This is a genomic window from Neobacillus sp. plas4 (assembly GCF_057221695.1).
Genome location: NZ_CM170152.1, coordinates 3649507 through 3675342 on the forward strand (window position 1 = coordinate 3649507; position 25836 = coordinate 3675342).

23 protein-coding genes are annotated in these 25836 nt (G+C 37.3%); 1 reads left to right on the top strand and 22 read right to left on the bottom strand.

Going from position 1 to position 25836, the window contains the following annotated elements; translation table 11 throughout:
• Nucleotides 1-206: 206 nt before the first annotated feature.
• A complete protein-coding gene (locus AC2TFD_RS18240; RefSeq protein WP_335567972.1) occupies nt 207-1001 on the top strand; it encodes a GntR family transcriptional regulator in 795 nt (264 codons plus the stop codon).
• A 46-nt stretch (nt 1002-1047) separates the two neighbouring features.
• Here the strand turns inward: AC2TFD_RS18240 and AC2TFD_RS18245 are convergent, their stop codons facing one another.
• From AC2TFD_RS18245 to AC2TFD_RS18350, 22 genes are all read right to left on the bottom strand, one after another.
• Complete coding sequence (locus tag AC2TFD_RS18245) at nt 1048-2565, bottom strand: carboxylesterase/lipase family protein (protein WP_335519716.1); 1518 nt, start codon at nt 2563-2565, stop codon at nt 1048-1050.
• Nucleotides 2566-2743: 178 nt separating this feature from the next.
• On the bottom strand, nt 2744-2926 hold the full coding sequence (locus AC2TFD_RS18250; RefSeq protein ID WP_335519714.1) for an aspartyl-phosphate phosphatase Spo0E family protein: 183 nt from the start codon (nt 2924-2926) through the stop codon (nt 2744-2746).
• A gap of 194 nt (nt 2927-3120) precedes the next feature.
• Nucleotides 3121-4194 (bottom strand): TRAP transporter substrate-binding protein, encoded by a 1074-nt coding sequence (locus AC2TFD_RS18255; protein ID WP_335519711.1) that lies wholly within the window; start codon nt 4192-4194, stop codon nt 3121-3123.
• Between the two features lie 201 nt (nt 4195-4395).
• A complete protein-coding gene (locus AC2TFD_RS18260) occupies nt 4396-5613 on the bottom strand; it encodes an LLM class flavin-dependent oxidoreductase (RefSeq protein WP_335519708.1) in 1218 nt (405 codons plus the stop codon).
• Nucleotides 5614-5680: 67 nt separating this feature from the next.
• Entirely contained in the window at nt 5681-6469 is a 789-nt protein-coding gene (locus AC2TFD_RS18265) for an alpha/beta fold hydrolase (protein ID WP_335519705.1), read from the bottom strand.
• A gap of 115 nt (nt 6470-6584) precedes the next feature.
• Entirely contained in the window at nt 6585-8726 is a 2142-nt protein-coding gene (locus AC2TFD_RS18270) for an acetate--CoA ligase family protein (protein ID WP_484673692.1), read from the bottom strand.
• 369 nt (nt 8727-9095) lie between these two features.
• Nucleotides 9096-10163: an acyl-CoA dehydrogenase family protein gene (locus AC2TFD_RS18275; protein ID WP_335519698.1), complete on the bottom strand. Its 1068-nt coding sequence runs from the start codon at nt 10161-10163 to the stop codon at nt 9096-9098.
• A complete protein-coding gene (locus tag AC2TFD_RS18280) occupies nt 10150-11319 on the bottom strand; it encodes an acyl-CoA dehydrogenase family protein (protein WP_484673693.1) in 1170 nt (389 codons plus the stop codon). The genes AC2TFD_RS18275 and AC2TFD_RS18280 overlap by 14 nt, the downstream gene beginning before the upstream one ends.
• Before the next feature lie 54 nt (nt 11320-11373).
• Complete coding sequence (locus AC2TFD_RS18285) at nt 11374-12579, bottom strand: acyl-CoA dehydrogenase family protein (protein WP_484673694.1); 1206 nt, start codon at nt 12577-12579, stop codon at nt 11374-11376.
• 83 nt (nt 12580-12662) lie between these two features.
• On the bottom strand, nt 12663-13454 hold the full coding sequence (locus AC2TFD_RS18290) for a GntR family transcriptional regulator (protein ID WP_484673695.1): 792 nt from the start codon (nt 13452-13454) through the stop codon (nt 12663-12665).
• Between the two features lie 44 nt (nt 13455-13498).
• Nucleotides 13499-13798, bottom strand: a complete 300-nt coding sequence (locus AC2TFD_RS18295; protein ID WP_335519686.1) for a hypothetical protein — start codon at nt 13796-13798, stop codon at nt 13499-13501.
• Nucleotides 13799-14213: 415 nt separating this feature from the next.
• Nucleotides 14214-15833, bottom strand: coding sequence for an MFS transporter (locus tag AC2TFD_RS18300; RefSeq protein ID WP_484673696.1), 1620 nt, complete (start codon nt 15831-15833; stop codon nt 14214-14216).
• A 778-nt stretch (nt 15834-16611) separates the two neighbouring features.
• Nucleotides 16612-17055 carry a nuclear transport factor 2 family protein gene (locus AC2TFD_RS18305; protein WP_335511380.1) on the bottom strand — a complete coding sequence of 148 codons (444 nt, stop codon included), beginning with the start codon at nt 17053-17055 and terminating at the stop codon, nt 16612-16614.
• Between the two features lie 139 nt (nt 17056-17194).
• Nucleotides 17195-18325, bottom strand: coding sequence for an amidohydrolase family protein (locus AC2TFD_RS18310; protein WP_335511381.1), 1131 nt, complete (start codon nt 18323-18325; stop codon nt 17195-17197).
• 24 nt (nt 18326-18349) lie between these two features.
• Entirely contained in the window at nt 18350-18703 is a 354-nt protein-coding gene (locus AC2TFD_RS18315) for a Rieske (2Fe-2S) protein (RefSeq protein ID WP_335511383.1), read from the bottom strand.
• 147 nt (nt 18704-18850) lie between these two features.
• Nucleotides 18851-20119 (bottom strand): TRAP transporter large permease, encoded by a 1269-nt coding sequence (locus AC2TFD_RS18320; RefSeq protein WP_335511385.1) that lies wholly within the window; start codon nt 20117-20119, stop codon nt 18851-18853.
• A gap of 42 nt (nt 20120-20161) precedes the next feature.
• Nucleotides 20162-20641 carry a TRAP transporter small permease gene (locus AC2TFD_RS18325; RefSeq protein ID WP_484676338.1) on the bottom strand — a complete coding sequence of 160 codons (480 nt, stop codon included), beginning with the start codon at nt 20639-20641 and terminating at the stop codon, nt 20162-20164.
• A gap of 240 nt (nt 20642-20881) precedes the next feature.
• The gene (locus AC2TFD_RS18330; protein ID WP_335511390.1) at nt 20882-21952 is read right to left on the bottom strand and encodes a TRAP transporter substrate-binding protein; all 1071 of its coding nucleotides are present in this window, start codon (nt 21950-21952) and stop codon (nt 20882-20884) included.
• Nucleotides 21953-22162: 210 nt separating this feature from the next.
• Nucleotides 22163-22597: a nuclear transport factor 2 family protein gene (locus AC2TFD_RS18335; RefSeq protein ID WP_335511392.1), complete on the bottom strand. Its 435-nt coding sequence runs from the start codon at nt 22595-22597 to the stop codon at nt 22163-22165.
• Nucleotides 22598-22670: 73 nt separating this feature from the next.
• Nucleotides 22671-23759 (bottom strand): NADPH dehydrogenase NamA, encoded by a 1089-nt coding sequence (gene namA, locus AC2TFD_RS18340; protein ID WP_484673697.1) that lies wholly within the window; start codon nt 23757-23759, stop codon nt 22671-22673.
• An 83-nt stretch (nt 23760-23842) separates the two neighbouring features.
• The gene (locus tag AC2TFD_RS18345; RefSeq protein ID WP_484673698.1) at nt 23843-24286 is read right to left on the bottom strand and encodes a nuclear transport factor 2 family protein; all 444 of its coding nucleotides are present in this window, start codon (nt 24284-24286) and stop codon (nt 23843-23845) included.
• Between the two features lie 248 nt (nt 24287-24534).
• Nucleotides 24535-25836 carry a TRAP transporter large permease gene (locus AC2TFD_RS18350; protein ID WP_484673699.1) on the bottom strand — a complete coding sequence of 434 codons (1302 nt, stop codon included), beginning with the start codon at nt 25834-25836 and terminating at the stop codon, nt 24535-24537.

Consider the following 25836-nt stretch of genomic DNA (forward strand, 5'->3'; position numbering starts at 1 on the left):
ATTCAGGGGTGGGTGGTCCTTTTCGGGATTCCCTCCCCTTTTTATTTTTTGGTCTTAAATGGATCTTTTCACTCTTCCCGTTCAGACAGGTTAATCACCTATATCAATAAATCTTTCTTGTATTATCTTTATTTTGAATTTAAAATATAATTAATGGTACGTATAACATATTAAGTTAATAATATAATTAATGGAAGAGTGATTAAATGTTAGATGAAAAAAGTATAATCCCACTGTATTATCAGTTAAAAGAAATTTTAAAAGAAAAAATAAAGGATGGCTCTTTGAAAGAAGGTGAAATGGTGCCTTCCGAAAGAGAGCTCATGGAAATGTACAATATTAGCCGCGCAACCGCTAGAAAAGCATTGAATGACCTAATGATCGAGGGGCTCATCGAAAGAAAACAAGGAATCGGGACATTTGTCTCACCAAAAAAGGTATTACAGGATTTAACGGGAGAAATCGCCTTTGCTCGTCAGGCACGTGAACAGGGACTTAATCCAAGCCTTAAAGTGATTAAAGCATCCATAGATAAGGATGTCCCAAATCGTATATATAGCCTTTTTAAAATGGATTCTTCAGAAAGTGTTTTTAAAATAAATGCTGTAGCAAATGCTAACGATTCCCCGCTAATTTTAGGTACAACTTACATTCCTTTGAAATTTGCACCAAAAATTGAATCGATAGATTTTGAAAAAACTGTGTTCCATGAGTATTTGGAGAATGACCTTAACATCCGTTTTACTCACTCAACTTTAGAAATGGATCCAATCTTATTAGATGATTTTAGTGCCTATTATTTAAATTCAACAGTTGGAAAACCAGCATTATCTGTTGAAAGACTGTTTTATGTAGGAGAAAACCTTATTTTAATTGAAAAGAGAGTGGTACTTGGTGAAAGAACCAAATACCTGTTTACACTAAAACATGGTTCGGATAAAGACAAAGATTATTCTTTTAAAATGAAGTTAGATAAAGAGTACGGGGGAACGGAGGAATAATCTTCCGCTCTTTTTTTTATAGTAATATGTACTCTTTCTGTTTAATTTAAGATTCTAGTAACTTCCATGCCTCCTCCCATACCAACCTTTCTCCCCTGCGAGGATCGTTCTCGATCTTGCTCTTCTCGTGGAAAACTATGGTTGGCCGGTTATTTACCTCATAGTGCGGCCACTCTGGAATGAGAGCGTGATTAGGATTTCCACTATGTGCAAAAGCAATCCAAGCACGATGCAGTTGCAAGGATATATCTTCTCTTTGAGGGGAATCACCAGTTAAGATAAGAGCATCATGATGATTTAAGTGATGAAAAACAAATGGAATTTCCATATAGTGGCAACACCCTAATTGTCCTTCAAGGACTGGAGATGGCCAATCAAACCGATACATCCAAACAGATGCTCCTGCTTCAACAAGGCGCTCCCCCATTTTAATCATTGGAAACCAAAATCGAAAGTCGCCAATTGCACATTCAACAGAATCTCGTAAACTTTGTTCGTCTTTCTCTCTGTTTAAGTAGTGACTTGAGACCTCCGACCAGATTTGTCCTATCGTCTTCTCAATGGATTCATAAATTTGTTGATCACTCATTGAATTCCATCCAGGTGTTACTGCTGCCCTCAACCGATCTTCGTCCTTATTTGTCCCTAATAAAACAGATAAATGGTTTGAAGCCACGGACTGCAGGGCTTGCAGTGGCTCCATCGGAATAAGGGTACCATCGATAACGGGCTGAAAAACTGCGGATTTTGCTGCATTCACTCTTAGTGTATCCGTCACTTTTAAAAGCTCTTCAACTGGTACATTTTCTAATTTCCATAACTCATTCTCCTGTATACCAAGAATCTCCAACCATTTCCTCGCCACTTCCGTTGCCTCTTTTGATTTCGTAAAAAAATCACCAGCATGGCTTTGTAAAATTGCCTGGTTAAATAATCCCTTCGCACTAGGCATGGCCATTAACAAGGCAACACTGGTTGCCCCAGCTGACTCACCAAAAATCGTAACCCGTTCAGGATCACCGCCAAAATGATGAATATTTTCTTGTATCCATTTTAATGCTTGGACCTGATCTAATAAACCACAATTTCCAGAATAAGCATACTCTTCTCCACCTATTTCGGCTAAATGTAAAAATCCAAGAGGACCTAAACGATAATTAATCGTTACGAGGACAACATCCCCTTGTTGAGCAAATGAAGTTCCGTCATACCATGGGTTTGATCCCGCATCAAACCAAAAACCACCGCCATGAATAAAAACCATTACCGGACGTCCTTTCGTATCGGCAGCCGGTGACCAAATATTTAGATAAAGGCAGTCTTCACTGGTTTCTAATTCCTTCCTTTCGCCAAGAATGTTAGCAAAAGGATTTTTGGGTTGAGGGCATCCTGGTGCAAACTGAGTCGCATCATATACACCATTCCACGGGGCAGGTGGTTCAGGAGGCTTAAAACGCAATTTTTGGATAGGTGGTTTCGCGTAAGGAACCCCTTTCCAAACAGTGATTCCATTCTCCATTTTCCCTTCAATTTTTCCATTAGAAGTTTCAACTAAAGTGCACATTAATCTTTTCTATCTCCTCTCTTTTAAAATCAAGTATTTAAACTACTAAAAAAGACAGTTAATTAAACGAAGATAGGGAAAGAATCTCAGGTTCTTTCCCTTCTTTACGAATTAAAATAATAGAATTCGAATGTTAATTTGTATTTTCACAGACTAACTATTTAACTTAAACGGATTGCTAGTGAGTTTCTTTCCGATTGGAGCTTCCCGGATATTTAATTTTCAAGATTTCATTTATTAACAAATCTAATTCTTTACTATGACCTATCGTTCTTTGATCAGTCATACCGAATCTTACCCCTGACAATTCCATCACATTTTTTAAATGATAGTATTTTTTCATATATTCCATTAGCTGCATCAGCTCTTCTCCTTTCTAACTTTATACAAGGGAATATTTAATATTTAATTAATTTTATATATTCTATAACGAGGTACAATGTAGGTTTTCAAAGATAAAAATGAACAATAGTTATGGTCAGATATCTCAAAGAAATTTTACTTTGACCGAAAATGTAAAATGCCTTCAATTAGGAAGAAGAATTTGACGTTATTTTAGTTGTCTTTTGATACAGCATCAATTAATTCTTGACCACCATTTACTTTATCTGTAAACCATTTATAAACAGGCTCTACTGCTGTTTTCCAATCTTCAAGTTCTTCCTTAGTAGGATAATGCACTTCAATTCCAGATTTTTCTAGTTCATCAAAAACAGTAGCATAGCGATTTTTTACATTTTCATCCGAGTAAGGTTCTAGGTCTTTACCAACTTCAATTAAAATCTCTTGAAGGTCGGCAGGTAATGATTCATATTTGGCTTTAGAAATTACTAGTGGATTTCCATAGGCAGCTAATGGTAGTAATGTTCCTGATTTAACTGGTATCTTATAATCAAGAGCATAGATGACAGGATTGATTGTTGCATCAACAACACCTTGGTGTAAAGCAGTAATCTGTTCTGAGGCAGGGATCGAAACCCCACTTGCTCCTACTACCTTTAACGTTTCAGGGATACCAAGTCCTCCTGGAACTCGCGTTTTTATTCCTTTAATACTTTCCACGTTTGTAACCATTTTTTTTGTTGTCCAAAGAACTCCGGGATCCGCATTGGCTGTGTTAGATAATACGATAAGTCCCTTTTTTTCGAGCTTACTAGCAAACTGTTGACCTCCATTTTCGTGGGATAAAAAGGCTCTCATATCTTTTAGAAAGACTGAGACGTCTTTTGGATCGTAATCGAACAAGAATGGAAGCTCTAAGACATAATAGCCATCTTCAATCGCGGCTAAAGCATTGGAACTACTTAAAGTTATATCCACTTGACCATTTAGCATGGCTGGTATTTCTTGATCTACAGGAACGATTTGGCCATTGGGATATACTTCAACCGTTAGTCTTCCATTGCTTCGCTTTTCAACCTCGTCACTAAACCATGTAGCAAGATCATGCATGGTTGAATTAGTAGAATAACCATGAACTGCTTTTAATACGTATTTATTTTTGTTTGTGGACGAATTATCATCATTGCTTTCGGCTCCTCCATTTGATTGCGAAGCCCCGCCGCCACAGGCTGATAAAACTAAAAGAATACCTAAAAGTAAAACGCCTAATAGATGAATTTTCTTCATAATTGCTCCTCAACCCTTCAATTGGTCTATTAAATTAACGTAATTTTATTAGTACGGTTAAAATGTTATTAAACAGCCAATTTAGTCTCCTTTGATTAATAATCATTAATAGAAGGGAATCTCTTTTTCATTGAATCACAAAATTATTCTGTATATTCGGTTACAACCCGAATATACAGAATAATTTTTACAACGGACCTTTTAATAGAATAAAGCAACCTCTTCTTTACTCTTTCCTGCGAGCGTGTCGCCTTGTTCTAACTCTGTATCATCACCCAGCTTTTGAATGTCTTTTAAGACATAACGTGAGAATAGATCAATGTTCTTCATTGCTTTCCAATGTGGCATATTACCAATTTGCATAAATGCATTAATTACACCAACACCTGTTTCTTTTTGTAGTTCTGTTAATCTTTGTTTCACAGTCTCAGGAGATCCTACTGTGACATAACCTTTATCAAACATTTCTTGAGGAGACATGTCTGCAATATTATCATTAACCAATGCTTCCATGGCAAATTGTCTTGCTTCTGCTCCAATGTATCCTGGAGGGAAGGCCTGATAACCTTTGAAATTAATTTGGTATTTATACCAAAATCGGATATGCTCTTCAAATTCTTCCCAAGCTTTAGCATCCGTTTCTGCCACATAAATCTTATGGTTTAATCCTAATTGAGATTGGACAGCAGTGTATCCAAATCGATTCGCTTGCTCACGATAATCATCATAGATTTTTTTAATGGTAGGTAAAGAAGAAACCGTTACGATATAAGGATATTTGTGTCTTGCAGCGAATTTAACGGTGTCCCGGCTTCCAGTTGACGGAAGGAAAATCGGAATCTGTTTACTAATTGGCCTCGGCCATGAATTGAGGAATGGAACATCAAAATATTCACCATGGAATTCAATCGGACCATCTTCATACCAAGCTTTTAAGATTAAATCATGAGCTTCATAGAATCTGTCTTTTGATTCGTTCGGGTTTACATTACGGAAGTTAAAGTATTCGGCTCCGATTCCTCGTACAAGGCCGCAAATAATTCGGTCTCCACCTGTAACCACGTCCAGCATTGCAATTTCTTCAGCCACGCGCTGTGGGAGGCTGTGTAACGATGTAGCATTCCCCAAAATGGCAATCTTCCCTTTTGTACTACGAGCTAACATTGCAGCCATAATATTTGGTGATGGCATGTTACCGTAAGAGTTCTGATGATGCTCGTTAACACACACAGCATCAAATCCCATTCTGTCTGCATATTCTAATTGCTCTAGAAATTCGTTATAATATTGATGCCCTTTTACTGGATCGTAATGTTTATTAGGGTATGTTACCCATGCAGAATCATATTTATTTTGATTATACCCCTCAATATCAGCGTCTAAATATGGCATTAAATGAAAAGAAAATACTTTTGTCATTGTTTTTACCCCCTTGAATTGTTAGCTATTATCCTACTTTTACTAAACGATAAATGGTTAAAATATTTTAGAATGTATTAACTGAATACTTTTTTGTGAGAAATTCCTGAACGATTCGATTCGTTTCCTCACTTTTTTCAATATGTGGGACATGACCTGTGTCTTCAATGATTTGAAGTGTAGAATTTTTAATGTTTTGATTAAAAAATGTACCATGCTCTACTGGGTATAATCGATCTTCTTTACCCCAAATAATGCAGGTTGGTGCAGTTACATATTTTAATAGCACTGGGAACTTAGGATTGTAATTTCTTTCCCAGATTAATCTTGCTAATGCCGCTTCATTTTTATCTTTTCTTGCCACTTCTTCTCTGGTATTTTGAATATTAATTGCTTGCTTTAATAAACCTTCATCGTGAAAAATTAATTTTGCTTGGTACTCCTTGTCTCCATGGAAGTAATCAGGTACCTTCACACCGTTCACATACGCCCCTTGCGGACTGATTAATACTAAATTTTCCACGCGATGCGGATGGCTGATGGCAAATTCAAGAGCGATTCTTCCACCAATGGAATGTCCAACGAGATTTACTTTGTCTAGATTATAATAATCTAGGAAATCCCGATAAAAGTAATTATAATCTGCTGCTTCCTTCACCCATTTAATTTTTTCTGATTGCCCGAAACCAGGATTTTCAACCAAATAAACCTTATTATTTTCTGCTAGCTTTGAAAAGAAGCTAATATCCGGATTAACAGCCCCAGCTCCATTTAACCAGACTAATGGTTCCCCTTGACCTGCAGTAAAGACATGAGCTTTTACCTCTCCAATTTGTACAATCTCGCTTTTAAACATCCTTCAAACCCCTCCTAATTAATTTTATTTATACAAACAAATGGCACATGGAACCACATAACGAAGGTAATTCCTAGTACATTATTATTTACTTGCGAAACTTAGCCGGCTTGTATCAACGAACTGCTTCAATGGCAGGAGTAGAATGGCTAACCTTCTTTTCATTTCCAACGATTAATGCATCGACTGCTGTGACACCCTTCCCTTTTTCATGTACAATCACTGGATTAATATCTAGCTCTTTCAACCATTCACTTTGATCAAAACTAAATTCGGATATTTTCACCAATGTCTCCACAAGAGCAGCAATATCATAAGGACCTTTTCCTCTTGCACCTTTTAAAATGGTATAACCTTTGATAGATTGAACCATTTCATAAGCATCTTCTCGAGTTAGTGGAGCTGGACGGAGAACGACGTCATTGAATACTTCAACAAATATCCCGCCAATCCCAAACAGTATACATGGACCAAATAATGGATCTTGTACGGAACCAATAATAACCTCAATTCCGTCCTCTATCATCTTCTCTACAAGGATTCCTTCTAGTTGTGCATTAGGATTATAGTTCTTTGCATTGGTCCATATTTCATCATAAGCAGCCTTGACCTCTAGGTAAGACTTCACATTAATCTTCACACCTCCTGCGTCACTCTTATGCGCAATTTGTTCAGAAGCAATTTTCATGACGACAGGATAACCAATTTCTTCAGCTGTATTTACGGCATCCTGTTTACTTGTTACGACTTTGCCAGTTGGAACTGAAATCCCATACTTTGCAAGATAGGTTTTGCCTGTGTGCTCATTTGCATTACCAAAAACTGCTTCCAATGCTTGCGGAACTGTCATTCGCTCTTCGCTGCTAAACTTTTTATAAGAGCCAGTTAATCGAGTTCGGTTATATTCATTTATGTTTTTGAGCGCTCTAATCGTTCTGCTTGGAGTAGGCATCCAACAAAAATCGCTCTCACGAAACTTTTGTTTTGTCTCATCCGCTACACCTGACCAACATACAATGAACGTTTTATCCGTATTGGCAGCAATTTGCTCCAATCTCGGGATAAAAGTTGGGGCTAAATGGTCCCAAAGCTGCATATAGTACACAACTGTCCCAACGTTATCATCATTTAAAATAACCTCAATGGATTCAAACAAATTGTCCAGCGTTTGCAAGACTTGAGCGGTGACATCAATTGGATTCCCAAATGCAGCAAAGGAAGGCAATAAATCTTTTAACTTTGCCGTGGTCTCTGGTTGTAATTTGGCCAGTGGAACACCGTACTCTTCACATTTGTCCGCCATTATAATCCCGGCACCGCCAGATCCAGTGACTAAGGCAACATCCCCAAAACTTGAAGGCAGCTTGGCATTATTAAATAGGGCAAGCGTATCAACTAATTCTTCTTCGCTATTGACTTGAATCACATTTTTCTTCTTCAGATAGCTACTATAAATCGCTGAGTTCCCTGCAAGTGATCCCGTATGCGACGTTGCTGCATCGGCACCTTTTTCAGAGTTGCCAACCTTTAAAAGCACAAGCGGTTTTTCATTTTCAAGGCATGAAGCTAATGCTCTTTCCATCGACTCCTTGTTTCTTGCTCCTTCTAGATATCCACCTATTACCTTGACTTCCTGCTGCTGTGCAAAATAATTGACGTAATCGAAGAAATCAACTCCGGCTTCATTCCCGGTACCAACTAAATATTGATAGCCACATCCAATATCACGGATTAATTTTGTTGTAACCGTGGCAACTGCTCCACTTTGAGAAATAAACGCAATCGGATCGACCTGGTCAAGGTTTACTGGAGAAAAAGAAGCGATTACATTTTCTTTTAAATTCGTAAAACCATTACAATTCGGTCCAGCAACCGGGATACCTGACTTCTTAATAAATTCAGTTAATTTATTCTGCATTTCAATGCCCTCTGCTCCTACCTCAGCAAAACCGGAACTAAAAATGACAGCGCTTTTAATTGAGCGAGCAGCTAGTAATTCTAAAGAAGATAAGACTGCATTCGATTTAACCGCAATGATGGCTAAATCTATATGTTCCGGGAGGCTTTGAATATCTGGTAAACACCTATACCCAGCAATCTCCTCGTATTTTGGATTTACAGGAAAAATTTCTCCTTTAAATCCGATCTGTTTTAGCATATATAAGGGTCTGCCGCCAATTTTGCTTTCATCAGATGATGCACCAATAATTGCGATGGATTGTGGGGAAAACATTGGTTTTAAATCAAATTCAATCATGCAAGAACACCTCAAAATTTTTTAGATTAATGATTCTCCTATCGGAAAACGTCTAAAATCTCTATGATTCTACTTTCAGCAACAAAATGTATTAAGAGTCTAGTTGTCTTTTATCAATTTATGCGCGAACACCATGTTAATATATTGTAAGGTTGTACGGTCCACCTAATGTATACTTATACTTTACCGCGATGAATAAATAGGTGTCAAACAATTCTAAAAATTTTTATTATAGTTTTTTGGTAAGCATTAGTCTGCAACCAACGCTTACCTTTTGTCTCATTGTAAAAGAGTGGCAGAGAAAATCTGCATTATTTTTTTATCTATTAACTTCATGTAGATAGTAATAGATTGGTAACCAAACCTATACTATTTAATTTCTGCAAGATTACTAAATAATTTTTTTTGATGTTTAATGCGTTCGCCAACCGCTTTATAAACTTCGCTTGAATTCAATATTGCCTGATAACCAAGAAGATTACGGAACGCTTCTTCAATCCAAAAATATTGGGAATATCCTTTCCCACCGAAAATCTGAATGATATCATCAAAGATAGAGATAGCAACCTGAACAGCGTCTGCTGCAGAAAGTTTGGCGATTGCTTGTAGATTCTCATTTGAGGGATCCTGTTCCAAAGACACAGCACTTTCGAATAATGACAATCGTGCACCTTGAACAGTGACAGACGCGTCTGCCAATTTCCATTGAATCGCTTGTCTGTCACTTAACGGCTTTCCAAAGGTTACCCTGGTTTTCGTGAATTCAACTGCCTCTTCAATCGCTCGTAAAGAACTTCCAACAGCACCTGCGGCCAGTTGTAAATACATGAATACCAATTGTGGATTCTTTTCGTTGTTCAAGTCTTTATTAGAATTTATTTTTTGACCGTGAACTTTATCTAAATGGACTTCACTTACATCTAGAATACCTATTCCTTCACGAGTAAGTACTCTTACTCCTGGGCTGGAACGGTTAATGAGGACCTGCTTCGAATCAATCCAATACCATTGACAATTCTCATCCCCGATTGCCGAAAAGCTTCCAGAAACAACCACACCATTCTCCACAGGGATGGTTTCACACCAAGTTACATTTGTAACAGGGTAGACACCCTCTTTAAGAGTATCAGAAGACCAATCAGAGGAAACTAAATTCATTGGTTCTGCCCCATCGACTACGCCTGCTCCCAAAAATCCTAAGAGAGATCGATGCAATTCTTCATAAACCGTCAAGCTGGAATAAGCGGATAAGGATTCCAAATCTCCTATTCCATTCCCTAAGTAACCTTCTGCAAATAGTTTAGAACGAAGAGTTGTTGAAATTTCTTGAGGAACCTTTCCGTTTGCCATTCTTTTTTTTTCTACTGGAATCATTTCTGTTTCAACAAAATTCCGTAGCATTTTTCTTAATAGTGAATCCTCTCTACTGCGAAACATGTTTTACCTCCTCATGCACATTGTACGGACTAAGACGATCAACCTCTTCATAGCCACGAATTAATGAACGGCTTGCTAACAGCTTCATGGTCTCTGTGGATCCTTCCGTAATCGGGAACCGTCGAAGATCACGATAATAACGCTCGAAAACCGTGCCAACAGCATAACCATAGGGGCCGCTAATTTCTAAAGCTCTGCGAAATACTTCCATGGAAAGTTTGTTGCTGGCTAGCTTACTAAGGGCAGCATCATAACGAGCATCTTCGCCATTATCAAATTTGTATGCTGCATTGTACATCAAGAAACGCGCACGACGATATTCTGCTTGAACACGCCCTAGCCACTCAGGATCGACTTTATCTGGAAAATGCTTTAAAAGCTCATCTATTGCTCTTGACACAGCCCCTAAACAAATTGGTGACTGGAGCATATAGCGATTTCTGGTAAACCAGGTTTGAGCAATATTGAATCCTTCTCCAATATTTCCTAACACCTGCTCATCCGAAACATAACAATCATCAAACCTGATATACCAAGGCTGATCTCCACCCATAGTTACAATTTGCTCAGTTGGGTTAAATCCGGGCGTATCCTTGTCTACAATAAAACAGGTAATCCCGTCTCGCCCTTTTTCTGGATCCGTTTTTGCATATACGAGGCAATAATCCACATATCCCCCATACCCAATGAATTTTTTCACTCCATTTATAACCCAACCGGAACCTTTTCGAGTGGCATAACATGTCATCCTTGCTGGATCTGCCCCTGCCTCTGGTTCCGTTTGAGCAAACCCGCCCAGCTTTTCTCCACGGATGGTCGGATACAAATAACGTTCCTTTTGCTTTTCACTAGCAGAATAGAGAATGTACATAGGGTTTTCCAAAACAACTCCCATCACGCTCCATAGGGCTGTTCGACCCAAAGCTTCCCGCCAGCCTAAATAGGTAACGCTTGGCAAGCTTTGACCCCCATATTCCTTTGGTGCGGAAGGAGCCCATAAACCTTGTTTTTTCATTTCGGAAAAGATGTGATTAACAATGTCCTCAGGCAGTTCATTTAAAAACTTTGGAAGCAAATATTCATAGGGAACCATTTCTTCTTCAACAAACTTTCTCATTTTCGCATTCCATAGATCGGCTTCATGTAATAAATTCATATATAAACTCCTTTCTATCAGTCTCTATTAAATCCTTCCTAAACAAAAAGCTCATCACAGATAATCTTGCAGCTCCCACTTAGCAATCGTGGCACGGTGAACCTCATCCGGACCGTCATAGATTCGCAATCCTCTTTCATGAGTCCACATGTGAGCAATAGGGAAGTCGTCTGTTACTCCAGCTCCGCCTAGTATTTGAATCGCCCTGTCCAAAACCTTTGTGCTCATGTTTGGCACCGCTACCTTAATCATGGCAATTTCCTTTTTTGCTGCCTTATTTCCAACTTTATCTACCATATAGGCTGCTTTTAAGACCAATAAACGAGACTGTTCAATGTCAATACGGGAATTGGCAATCCATTCTCTGACAACTCCTTGTTCAGATAAAGGCTTACCAAAAGTAACACGCTCCATGGAACGCTTGCAAATGATTTCAAGAGCACGTTCAGACGTCCCGATTGATCTCATACAATGCTGTATACGAGCTGGACCAAGCCTTCCTTGCGCAATCGCAAACCCTTCCCCTTCTCCAACAAGAATATTGGCGACAGGGACTCTAACATTATTAAATTCAATTTCTGCATGACCAATAGGAGCACGGTCATATCCAAACACTGGTGTAGTTCGAATGATCTTTACCCCTGGAGTGTCTAACGGTACAATGACCATCGAGTGTTGTTTATGCCGTTCCCCAGAGGTACTGGATTTCCCTAAAACGATTGCAAACTTGCAATTTGGAGAGGCCGCACCTGATGACCACCACTTTCTGCCATTAATTACGTACTGATCTCCATCTCTGACAATAGACGTCTCAATATTTAACGCATCAGATGAAGCGACTCGAGGCTCAGTCATACTAAAACAAGAAAGAATTTCCCCGTTTAACAGTTGAGGAAGCCACTTTTCTTTTTGCTCATCAGTCCCATATTGAACCAGCATTTCTAAATTAGGTGCATTTGGACCATGACAGTTGAACACTTCCGGTGCGATAGGGGAACGGCCCATTATTTCACATAAAGGAGCATATTCAAGATTGTTCAACCCAGCTCCATATTCCGGATCTTGAAGGAATAAATTCCAAAGCCCGGCTGCCTTCGCCTTTCCTTTCATTTCTTCCATAATCGGAGGTGATACCCAACGATTTTCAGCTTGTTCCATCTGCTCGTGATACGTTTTTTCGTTTGGAAAGACAACTTCTTCCATAAATTGATTTAATTTTTTTTGCAGATGAACCACTTTATCCGAATATTCAAAATTCACAACACACACCTCAGTTTCATTTATTTTTTTAAGAATGATTCCTATAATTTTCTACAAAAATCTTTTGCAGCCAAAGCTATTACTTAAGATTCCTGGGAATGTTGGTTAAACTCTAACCCTAAAATATAATTATCTTCTCTTTCTAAACTTAGTCCAACTGTCAAGGATAGCTTTAAGCGATCTCCCCTTACTTTTCGTTTCTGAACAATAACGGCATTTTCACCTGAGTAAACAACCCGTTCTAACGATAGAGCTGGAACCCCAAGATCAAAACCTAAATATTGAGCTTCAAATTCACTAATTGAGTTAGCTTCGATATCTAATGTGGAGTGGGTAAAGTTTAAATTACATTCTTTTTTTAAGTATTCAAATATAGTTGTATTTTCCAAATCTTGATCTAAGAGGTTGGGCGCAAAATGTTGTGGAATGTATAAAGACTCGAGCATTAAAGGCTCATTATTTATTAAACGATTTCGGACGATGTTAATCGTTTTATGAAATCGAGGTAACTGGAATATTTCTAAAATTCGATTTGGAACATCTTTCTCTACTGCACTATAAACAATTTTAGAGCTTGGTATTAACCCTTGCTTTATCGCTTGGTGATTAAAACTCAGTTCCCCTATCAAATCCTGGGTCACTTTGGATTTAGAAATAAAGGTTCCGACCCCTTGTTTTCGATAAATGACTCCTTCTACCATAAGTTCATTTAATGCTTTTCTTACTGTGGCACGGCTTACTTTATATGTTTCCATTAATTCTCTCTCAGAGGGTACTTTTTGCCCTTCTTCCCATGAACCTTCCTTTATTGTCTCTTTTAGTACTTCCTTTAATTGATAATAAAGGGGAATAATACTGCTTACGTCCAACATCATGATCATTCCTTTAAACGAAAGTAACAAGATAATAATTATACTTTTTATGCTGTCGTGTTATAAACGGTTTTCCAATAATCAGTCAATTTTTTAGAAAGTCCACCATGACCGAATTTTAATCGTTTATTATCTAAATGGCTGGTTTCGTGGACATTATGAAGAAAATTAATAATTTCTTTTCTTCTTCTAAACAAATCCTTTAGACCATTTTTATAAAACCACAGATCAATAGTATTATAGACCCCTCTGTTGATCCCGTACTCCTTCTCAACATAATCTGAAAATAAACAATCTGGTAAGCTGATATTGTTTTGAGCTAATCTTTCCCGTTTGATATTACTCATCGCTTTTTAAGCCCCCTTTGATCACCCTTTACTATTAACTAGCCAATCTCTCATTGCATCCCTAACATAGCGTGTATAAGCATCTCTCGTTAATATGTCATAAGGTTGTTCGTACCACCTGACCTATACTCTAAATTTAGCATCCTTTTACTCCATTTGTCAAATGCTTTTTAATTTTCTGACTATTAAAATCTAATTCTTTCCCTTTTTTCTTTAAAAGAATGCACCAACTGGAATGAAGGAGGCTGAATTCTTGCTCTTGTTGCTCTTCAGTAAGAAATATTACTATACGAGTTTGTAATAGCATCCAAAGGAAACAACAAGTTCGAAATAGAAAAACCTAAACGGAGGATAGGATTATACCTGCCTCCTGTTTAGGTCCAGATTATTCGTTAGATTAAAGTCATTAGGACTGTTATACCGCGTCAGTAACAACTTCCTGTGTTTCTTTTCCTGCCTGTTGTTCTTTCTTACTTTTCATAAATAATGCAAGGAAGATTGCGCCAATAATTAAAACAACGACATTCAGCAAGAACATAGTATGAAAAATGTGAACCATTATATCCTTCATATTAACTATCACGCTATCAAAGGTTTGCTGCAGCTCTGGTGAAAGTCCGCTTCTTATCTCTGCAGCTGCCGTTTTGTTTGTGAGCGCCTGGGTACTTGACATAACACCTATTTCCGCTTCAGATAACGCTCCTTTTAGCTCTGCAGGCAAATACTTACCCACTTGCCAATTTAGATTCATAATAAGTCCGGTAATGGATAAACTGACGACAGTCGCTAAATTGGTGAAAAAATATTCCGCCCCTGTTGCAGTTCCTACCACATTATGCGGCAAATGATTTTGCAAATAGGCTACGAATACGACATTAATGGCCCCCGAATTCACGCCCATCAAACCTATAATTGTGTAAATATACACAATGTTTGTATTATCATTAAACCCTGATACTAAGTACATCATTGCTGCATCAAAAAGAAATATCAATGCGATGACCATTCTATATTTTCCTGTTTTTCTTATAATCTTACTTAAGATAAGAGTAGAGATAATATGCACGGTCATTAACGCCGTTATCAAGGATCCAGAGACAGCAGCTGACATGCCCTTGACTGCTTGTCCAAATAGCGGAACATAGGTTAAATAAGTAATAACAACAACTGCCCCAAGGGAATGTCCGATCACAGGAATCAGAAAATATCGGTTTCTTAAAAGACTTAATGGTAAGATAGGTTCCGCCGCCTTGCGCTCAACCTGTATAAAAAGGATAATAGAAACGAAGGAAATTAAATAAAGCGCTATCATCGTACCTGAGCCCCATGAAAATTTGGATCCTCCCCAACTAAATGCCAAAAGGAACGGGATCGCAGCTGTGCAAAGAAGGAAAATTCCCGCATAATCAATTCTTACTTTTACCTCACGTTTTACTGTGGGCATGTAGTGGTTAACTACAAAAAAGACGATGAGCATGAAGGGTAATGGGAAGTAATATAACCAGCGCCAACCTATAGTGTCAACGATAAATCCTCCCAGCAGGGGTCCGGTAATGTATGTAACACCAAGCATGGCAGATAAATACCCTAATATTTTTACCCTTGTTACTGAAACATATAAATCAGCAATAACCGCAAAAACAGTTGCAAATAAAAAGCCTCCGGCGATCCCAAGAACTAACTTATATGCAATTAATACCGAAATAGAATGGGCTGAACCGGTAAGTATAAGACCGAAAGCAAAGACAGCCAGGGAAATTAGATAAATTCGCTTTCTCCCGTATAAATCCCCTAGTTTACCTGAAATCACCCTCCCGATAGAGCCACCCAGCATGTAAGTCGTAATGGTCATGGCATAAAACTGCATTCCCCCAAGATCAGCGATAATGCTAGGGGTTGAGACTCCGTGAATGGATCCCACAAATATATCAAAGTAAAAAGTCATGAGGACGGTTATCGTAACAATTAATAAGGGCTTTTTTTCCAAATGAATGATAGATTTTTCAATAGGAACGTTCACATTCTCGTTTTTCAAATCCTTCTCTCCCTTAAGGTTATCTAGTATAAAAAATTACAAAATACATTATTTATTAGCACCTTTATTAAGGTAAAAATTACTCAGTCTAAATTTTTCTATACAATCTTAATTTCTCTATAAGACTATGTATTGTATTTATCAATTTTCTGCCTCCTCAAGGTTAAAGTTATAAATGAAATTAAATAAGCAGAAGGTCTTTAATTCAAATCATTAAAACGTTTTCATATTATTAGATTGTCTTTATATTAAACCGTTTCAAATATAAACCAGTCTACTGTTTTATGTATATATCATCTCCTTCCCTTTGTAATGGACTGGTCCTCATGGACAAATTTAGTCAGTCATAATAAGTTCCATAAGTAAATCTAAAAGAAACCCATTTATTAACTAAACTCAGCTTCGTCTCCTTTACTAGGCATTGACATGCTAGTAAGACCCCTTAAATAATATAAGGTTGTCAGGACCACCTTTTGTTTGTATTATAATGGAACATAGATAAATTGACAATATTTTTAAAATATTTTTAATTATTTTGTAACTTCGAAAAAGATGAATCTTATATCCTACTCACCATACGTTGGCGAGTACAGCTGTTTCGACAGGCCGATTTGACTTCGAATCTTCACGAGGTCATACTATCAAAACAGAAACGGGAGGCATTGGATACATGCCTCCTGTTTAGGAAATATAACCGTTACATTGGGGTTATTCTACAACTTCATTTACGGCATTAAACCACTTCAAAAATTAATAGACCACAAGGAAAAGATGATCGTTAATCGAAGATTGGGCTTTTAATTGGGTGTGGTGTAAATGCGCGTTTCTTTACATACCATCTGCCATTTTCTTTTACATATTCATCTCTGTACGTACCCGATAAAAGAGAATACGTGTCATTGGCAAGTAAACGGCCAAAAAGCACATCATGAATCCCACTAGCTGTATTTCCATTGACTTCGATTACCGAATTCGAAATATGATGATAGGATTCCTTGGAATTAGATTTAATCGTTTCTAACATGTCAGTGATTTCTTCTATGCCACTGCCTACACGAATATGTGGAACATCAAAAACGGCATCTTTATGCCAAATATTTAAAAACAGGTCATATTCTTTTTTGTCCACTCCATGACAGTAATTAGCAATTAATTTTCGAATTTCCTCAATTGCTTCTAATCTCTCAATTTTTTCTTCAAGTGATACTTGTATTATACTCATCTATTATCCTCCTTGGATTCATCTTGCTATTGCTCTAATTACTTTAAGAGGTTACCGAATATTTAGAATTTACAAGTCGGAAATCCCCGATAAAATATGAAGTAGAAACAGAGCTGGTAAATTTAAACTCACAAATAATTTATTTGTTAACTTCCATTGAAACTGGTAATCCATATAACTTAGCTGCATTCTTATAGAGGATATTCTCTCTAAATTCCTTTGGAAAATGTTTGAATGTAATTTCCGGTGGATTGTAGGTAAAATGCGGATAGTCACTTGTATACACAATTTTATCCCTGCCAATCATTTCTGCCAAATCAACAACATGTTTTGTATCCTCTGGCCGGTTTGGTTCAATCAATGGTTGTGTTCCAAACCAAAAATGCTCTCGAACCTGTTCACTCGGTGGACGTTTTACCCAAGGAACCTCTCGTCTTAACATTGGCCAATGAGTATCCATTGTGTACATAGTATTTGGAACCCAGCCAAAACCTCCTTCATTAAAGAGGAAACGCAGCTCTTTATATTTCTCAAGCACACCGCTAAATACCAGGCTCGACATTGCTACTTGAAGTGGTATTCCATTACCTGTTTGACTCTCCGCAAAATTGTTAACTTCAAAACCATCTCTATATAATCCCCCACGGGTTGATACATGATAAGTAATGATAAGTCCGTTTCGTATAGCTGCCTCCCATATAGGGTAATACCGCGGATTTCCCCATGCCCCATAAGGACTAAAGCTCGGTAATGCCACTTGAACGATTTGAGGATGACTGCCGACGCGATCAATCTCACGAGCTGCTTCTTCAGGATTTTGAGCTGCAACTACAACAGATCCAAGCATACTCGGATCCTTCGATAACCAATGCTCAATTTGCCAATCATTATAGGCGGAAGCTACTGCCGCTGCCATTTCAAGTTGTGGAGAAGCAGAAATAAACCAGGTAGCATCAGGGTTAATAACTGCATAGGCATAGTTATATTTATCGGCTATTTGTTCTCTAAAATAACGTAATGAAGAAGCTCCCGTGCCGCCCTCAGGTGTATCACTGTCAAGGCAGTTCCGTTGGAGAATTGCCATTGCAGGCGCCCCTTGAAAAACTCCTCTCCATCCACAATCTATCATAAAATTTTTCCAATAATCACTCATATATGGCAATAGATCATTTTGCGAATGAGGATTGGCATGAAGGTCACAATCAATGACAGGTACTTTTGTTTTTTGGTTCAAAGTATTATCGATATTTTCTTCAACCGTGTTAGTCATATGAATCCCCTCTCTTCTTTCATACTAGGCATATACTACCAAATCGTTCCCCTCTACCTTTACATCATACGTTTTCACTTTTTCATTAACTGGATCATGATCTGAACATCCTGTCTCCAAATCAAAACTCCATCGGTGCCATGGACAATAAATGTGTCCGCCATGTTCCTCAAGACAGAATTCTTTTACTTGGGAAGAACGAGCAACTGGCCCTAAAAAGCCTTTATCTAACTCTGCCCCCTGATGAGGGCACGCATTTCGTATTGCGTAAAACTTATCTCCATTTCTAACAACAAGAACAGAGGCCCTTCCAACTTGAAAAACCTTCTTTTCTCCTGGCTTGATGTCTTCTTTATTACATAATATATTCTTTCCCATTCTATTAACCCTCCTAGCATACTAAGTAATTATAGAAATAATCTATTAACTATTATGCTAACCTCACCCCCTAAAATTGAATTGGTACAAAACGGAGAATGAAGAAATGCTTATTTAGATACCTTATAATCCAATAAAATAAACTGACTAATCTACTAAAAATGTGCTTAGCCAAGGGAAGTACAGTATAATGATTGAACCGATTATAAGAGCATACATATAAGGAAGAGAACCTCGTATCACTACACCCACATTTGTTTTGAAATTTGAACTTAATACAAATAGCGTCATACCAACGGGAGGTGTGATTTGCGCTATCATTAAACAAATAACCATTATAATCCCAAAGTGGATTGGATCAATTCCTAAATTCAAAATGGTTGGTAATAAAATAGGAACGGTGATAAAAAGGATCGGACCCGGTTCTAAAAATGTTCCTAATAATAATAGAAATAACACAATAACTAACGTCACTAACCATGCCGGTACATTAACTGTAGCGACATACTCCGTAATCTGCTGTGGTACTTGAGAAAAAGTAAGAGATTGAGAAAATAATGATACTCCGCCTAGAATGATGTAAATTGCGGCGGTTGTAACCACTGCACCTTTTATACTTTTTATTAAATTATTTTTCGTAAAGTTTTTACGTTCAAAGATAAAACTAATCAATAATACGTAGAAGACTGCAATGGCTGCCGCTTCGGTAGGAGTGAAGATTCCTTGATAAATCCCCCCTAAAACGACTGCTGGCATTAACAAGGCTGGAATAGCCTGCACAAATGATGAACCTATTTCCTTTCTGGAACTCTTCGATTTGCCAACTGCCTTTTCCCGATAACTAACGATGATTGCTGTGATAACAAGTAGAATGGTAAGCATGATACCTGGAGCGATGCCTGCTAAGAAAAGATCGGAAACATTTACCTGTACGATAGACGCATACAAAATCATAATAATACTTGGAGGTATCATTGCACCTAATGTACCTGATGCCGATACAATACCTAAACTATTTTCTTTGGAATAGCCTGCTTCTAACATATGTGGAATAACCATCGTACCCACTGCAACAACGGTGGCAACTGCAGAACCTGAAAGTGCCCCAAATATGGCGCATGCTATGACAGCAGCTATTGCGAGGCCCCCGCGAAAATGGCCAACTACATGAACAATAAACGACAGCATCCTATGAGCTGTACCCATAAAAGTCATTAAATTGCCCGCGAGTAGAAAAAATGGTATAGCTAAAAGAATCCAGCTATCTGCAGCTATAAAAAAATGTGAAGGCACATTGGCGGTTGGTAAATTCATTCCAAATACAGCTAGAAATCCTCCGCTCATCCCCAATACAAACCATATTGGAGCCCCAATAAATAGTAGGACTAAAAAAATTATAATCGCTATAGCTAACAAAATGACTTTCCTCCTTTGTTCATCTAAAAAGTATTACGTTTTCTAAGGTGTTGCAATTTCTTCTTGCTGTGTCGTTTCATTAATGGATTTTGAAGAATTCTCTTCAATTGAAGAATGACTTTCATAATTTACACGAAATTTATAAATATCCAAAATAATTTGCTGGAAAACATATACACAAGAGAAAAACATACCAATTGGAACTGCTATCGCAGGCAAAGCCATTAATACTAATCCTGAGTTCGTTCTCATATTCATTTGAACTAACGAATCTACCCATTTGATACCGTTCCAAAAGAGAAATATAAAAGCCAATAATAATAAGCAATTAATGAATAAATCTAACCCATACTTCTTTCTACCTTTCAGATAATTGGGTAACATATCCATTTTTATATGCTCCCCATTTTTAATTAAAGGTCCTATATATGCAAAGACAGAATAAATAATGAAGTATCGGGACAGTTCTTCAATCATTGGATACGAAATATCAAAAAAGTATCTCATAATTACGCTGTACATAACGAGTGATACACTAAATACTAAGAGTGTACACGCTATGAAAGACAGACTTTTATCAATCCAGCGAGTGTAATTTTCAATTCTAGGAATAAAATTCAATTTTTATCCACCTCTTGATCATATTCGATTTGAAATGAACCGAGTTTATACCGGGTTAGTATAAACTCGATTATTTCATTAGCATGCCTCTTAGATTATTAAAGTTTATAAGATGGGAAAAGCAAATGTTTATTTATAAAGTTAGTTAGATTGGGCGGCTTCAATCAACTTTTGCCCATCTTTTACAGTTTCTTTGAACATATCATAGACTGGGCTTGCTGCTTTTTTATACTCTGACATCTCTTCATCTGTAGGATAGTAAAGCTCTACCCCTTGTGCTTCAAGTTTGCTCTTAGCTTCTTTATAATGTGTTGTAAGCATTTCATCATTTTGCTCTTGAATAGTTTTTCCAGCCTCTAACAAAATTTCTTGAAGATCAGCTGGCAATTGATCAAACTTTGCTTTAGACATAATTACAGGGTTAATAGAATAAACAACCGGTAAAAACATACCTGCCTTTACTGGTAAGTCTCGATCAGCAGTTTGTACAATAGAGGCAATAGTCCCATCAATAATCCCTTGTTGTAATGCTGGGATAAGTTCTGTTGATACAATTGGAACACCACTCGCACCTAAACTCTCAAATGTTTTTAAAACCAATTTGCCTCCATAAATCCTTACCTTTAACCCTTTCATACTTTCCTTATCCGTAACTATATCTTCCTTGTCTCTTGTCCAAATAAGACCAGGGTCTGCTCCAACAAAGGTGCCTAAAGGTTTTATTCCGCGTTCTTCCGTTTTTTTCAATAAAAGTTGTCCGCCATTTTCTTGTTCCATATAGTCTCTTAAACTATTTATTGCTACACTAAAATTGTCAGGGTCATAATCAAATAAAAATGGTAATGCTAACACGTCATAAGCTGATTCTATGGAACTTAATCCAGAAGAACCATTAAAAGCCATATCAATTTGACCATTAAGTAACCCAGGAATTTCCTGATCATAAGGAAGAAGCTGAGCACTTGGGTATACCTCTATTTTGAGTCTGCCTTTACTCCGTTTTTCTACCTCTTCCTTAAAGGAATTTGCAAGCTTCCCCATTATTTCTTGTCCTGAGTAACTATGAGATGCTCTAAGAACATACGTTTTATCACTCGTTCCTGCAGAATCATTTCCTTTTTTTGTTTCCTTACCAGCAGATTCTTCACTTCCACAAGCTGCCAACAAAAGAATCAAAACCAAAAGCCCTAACACATACAATTTCTTTTTCATTAGAATCCCCCTTTACCTATCAGTTTTATTGTCCATTGTCGCCAAACGGCTATCTCTTATTTTTGTTTTTGTAAAAGATGGCTAAATTAGAAATAGTACATGGGACAAGTATGACTGAATATTCGAAATCTTCTAGTTAGCGAGGCCATGGTATACAATCTAATGATGTTGTTTTCATGTGAATCTAGCCAAGTGTCATGCCCGCCTTTTTTAAAATAATGGGCTCTTAATGTTAAAGTAAAAAAGTTCTCTTCTATTTAAAAGCCAGTTCCCTGTATTCTTTGTATATTCATCCCGGTAAGATGCAGATAATAATTCTGATTTCCCTTTTCTATCTGTATAGGTATAGACAACATCAGAAAGGGCTGTTGCAGAATCTCCATTCACTTCGATCAAAGAATTCGTTGTATGATGGTGTTGTTCTTCTCTACTAGCCAAAATAGAATCAAACAAACTTTCAATCTCTTTTTTTCCAGAGCAAGTTCGATGCTTTGGAACCACCCAAACCCCTTTTTCATGCCAAATACTTAAAAAAGTTTCCCGGTCCCTTTTATCAACACCATGACAATAGTTGGCTATTAATTTTCTAATTTCATCAATGGCCTCTAACTGGTGTATTCTCTCTTGTATCATCAAATGTTCCATTTTATCACGAGCCTCTCTCTAGCTAACATCTCATTCCTCTACTCTAAAAATATTGATTTATTTATATTTGCTTTTATAATTTGAGCGCTAATGCTTCATGCCCAGGTACCCATCTTTGAACGATTGAACTGTTTTCCTTTATTAACATTTCTTTCCATGCCCGGTCATATTGGAAAGGCGGTTGAATAAACTCTCCTAATTGATGAGCAGCGGTTAGCGGCCAAAATGGATCCCGCAACAACTCTCTTCCAATAAAAATTAAGTCAGCACGGTTATTTTTTAGCATTTCTTCTGCCAGGAGTGCATGTGTGATTAAGCCTACCGCCCCGGTAGCAATATCAGCCTCTTTTTTGATTTTCTCTGTCAATGGAACTTGATAACCTGGATAGGAATCAATTTCAGCGAGGACAACCCCGCCGGAACTGCAATCAACTAAATCAACACCCTGACTTTTCATCTGTTGTGAGAAATAAATAAAATCTTCGATTGAATTTCCGGCTGGATGATATTCATTTACAGATAAACGGACAAACAAAGGATTTCTCCAAACCGTATTAATGGCCTCAATAACTTCCCTTAAGAAACGATAGCGATTTTCTCTTGAACCTCCATATTGATCCGTTCTTTTATTTGACAATGGTGATAGAAAACTGCTAATTAAATATCCATGTGCACCATGTAACTCGATTAAATCAAAACCAGCTTCTTTACACCTGAGTGCAGCATTCTTAAAGTATTCGACCACTGCTTTAATATCTGCGATACTCATTTCTATCGGTGTTTTCTTTTCCTTATTATGAGCAATTGGTGATGGGCCAATAACGCTATCACCTACTGCCTTTCTGCCAGAATGACAAAGTTGTATCGCAATTTTCGAGCCATTTTCATGGACTGTATTTACAATACTCCTTAAACCTTCGATATGTTTATCATCCCAGATCCCTAAATCAGTAAATGAAACTCTTCCATGGGGATGTACAGATGTAGATTCCAGCATGATGAGCCCTACCTGGCCTACCGCTCGAATTCCATAATGGAGCTTATGCCACTCTGTTGCTGTCCCATCTTCGTCTTTAGCTGAATGCATACACATTGGAGACATGACAATCCGATTTTTTAATGTGACATCTTTAATTTGATAGGGAGAAAATAGCTTACTCATTTCAATTCACATCCTTAAATCCTTAATTCTAGTGCACCATAATCTTAATTTACAATCTCGGTAATCGTTCCTGCTCTTGGCTTTCAGACTCTATTAAAAAGAGGGCTTATCGTTGCCTGAGGTTTGAATTCTCGTCTCTTAATCAGCCATTTTCCTGAGCTTTTACAAAATTCATCATAATACCTTCCAGATAAATAGGTAGACTCGCCATTTATCAAACGATAATATAAAACATCAGAAACACCTGTAGCGGTATCCCCATTAATTTCTATTTTAGAGTTGGTTACATGATGGTGATGGTTTTGTTCAGCTGATGTTATCTTATCGTACATTTCTGCAATTTCCTTTTTTCCATTCGAAGCACCTCTAGGAACCATGTAGACTGCCTCTTTATCCCAAATACTTAAAAAAGACTCTTTATCCCATGAATCAACACTTTGACAATAAGTTGTAATTAAATTTCTTATATCTTGAATACTTTGTAAGCGCTGTACTTGCTCCAATAAATCTAAAATGCCTTTTTCCATTATTCAGTCCCACCTCACTATAATTTTCACAACATATTAATTTGGACCTTCTACGCTCCCTAATTGTTGAAGATAATAATGGCGATTCATCCTTCCCTTTTTCAACTAGAATATTATACGAATGCCATATTAATATATTATATGGTTATACGGACCACTGGAAATATATGTTAATTCTAGCATTGACTTCTATAAGTGTCAAAGTCTATTTAATATTCTGTCTATTGAACAGCAGGATGTCCTAAATGTTACTTCATGGTTTGAGGTAAAAATAACGCGATCTCAGGGAAAAAGAAAAGTAACACAATTAAAACCAATATTGGGACAACAAATAGTAAAGCGCCTTTGAAAATCTCTTTAAGATTTAATTCTGGTACCACACTATTAAGAACAAAACAATTCATACCAACTGGTGGTGTAATCATTGCCATTTCGACAACCAATACAATAATAACCCCGAACCAAATAAGATCAAATCCTAACATCTGAATGATTGGTAATACAATTGGTATGGTTACAACAATCATTGCCATTGTGTCCAATACCATGCCCAATACAACATACATAAGGATAATACAAGCAAATATTGCAAAAGGCGGTAAAGAAAGATCTGCAAAAAATCCTTCTAAAATCAAAGGCAGCCGTGTTATCGATACTACGAAACTTAGAAAAAAGGCACCAATCACAATGGTAAAAATAAATCCAGTAGTTTTAAGTGTTTCGGCAAGAGTATCCTTAAGTTTTACTAATGTTAATTTTTTTCTGATTAATGCAATTAGGAATGCACCAACAGCACCAACACCAGAAGCCTCAGTCGGAGTAAAAAGACCGAAATACATCCCTCCAATAACAAGAGCAAATAATGCTATAGTCCACAATGTTGGCCGAAGACTTGATAATTTTTCCTTTAAACTATAAGATACTCCCTCAGGAGCCATCCCTGGGTTTAAGGCAATTACAATCTTAATGGTTAACATAAATAATAAAGTCAAAATAATCCCTGGGATAACTCCCGCCATAAGAAGATGACCAATTGACTGTTCTGTAAGCATCCCATAAATGATAAATATATTACTTGGTGGAATTAATATCCCCAGTGTTCCTCCAGCCGCTATGGCTCCACCTGTTAATGACCTGCTATAACCAGCATTCAACATCTGCTTTGTAGCCATAACACCCATTGTACCTGTAGTCGCTAAACTTGAACCAGAAGTTGCAGCAAACATGGCTGAGGCACCAATTGAGGATATCGCCATCCCGCCTCTTATTTTGCCAAAAAGTTTTCTAAACATTGAGAACAATTCTTCACCGATTCCAGAATAAAATATTAATTGTCCCATTAATATAAACATTGGAATGGTAATTAAATTATAATTAGCGCTATGAGTCCATAAAATACTCTCAATTGCACCAAATATAGCCCGTTCCCCTCTTAAAAAATAGATTGCAATAATAGACGGAACTGCCATAGCAATAGCGATTGGAATTCTTAAAAACATCAAAATAAACATTGCACCAATTACTAAAAAGCCTATAGTTTCCAAGGACAT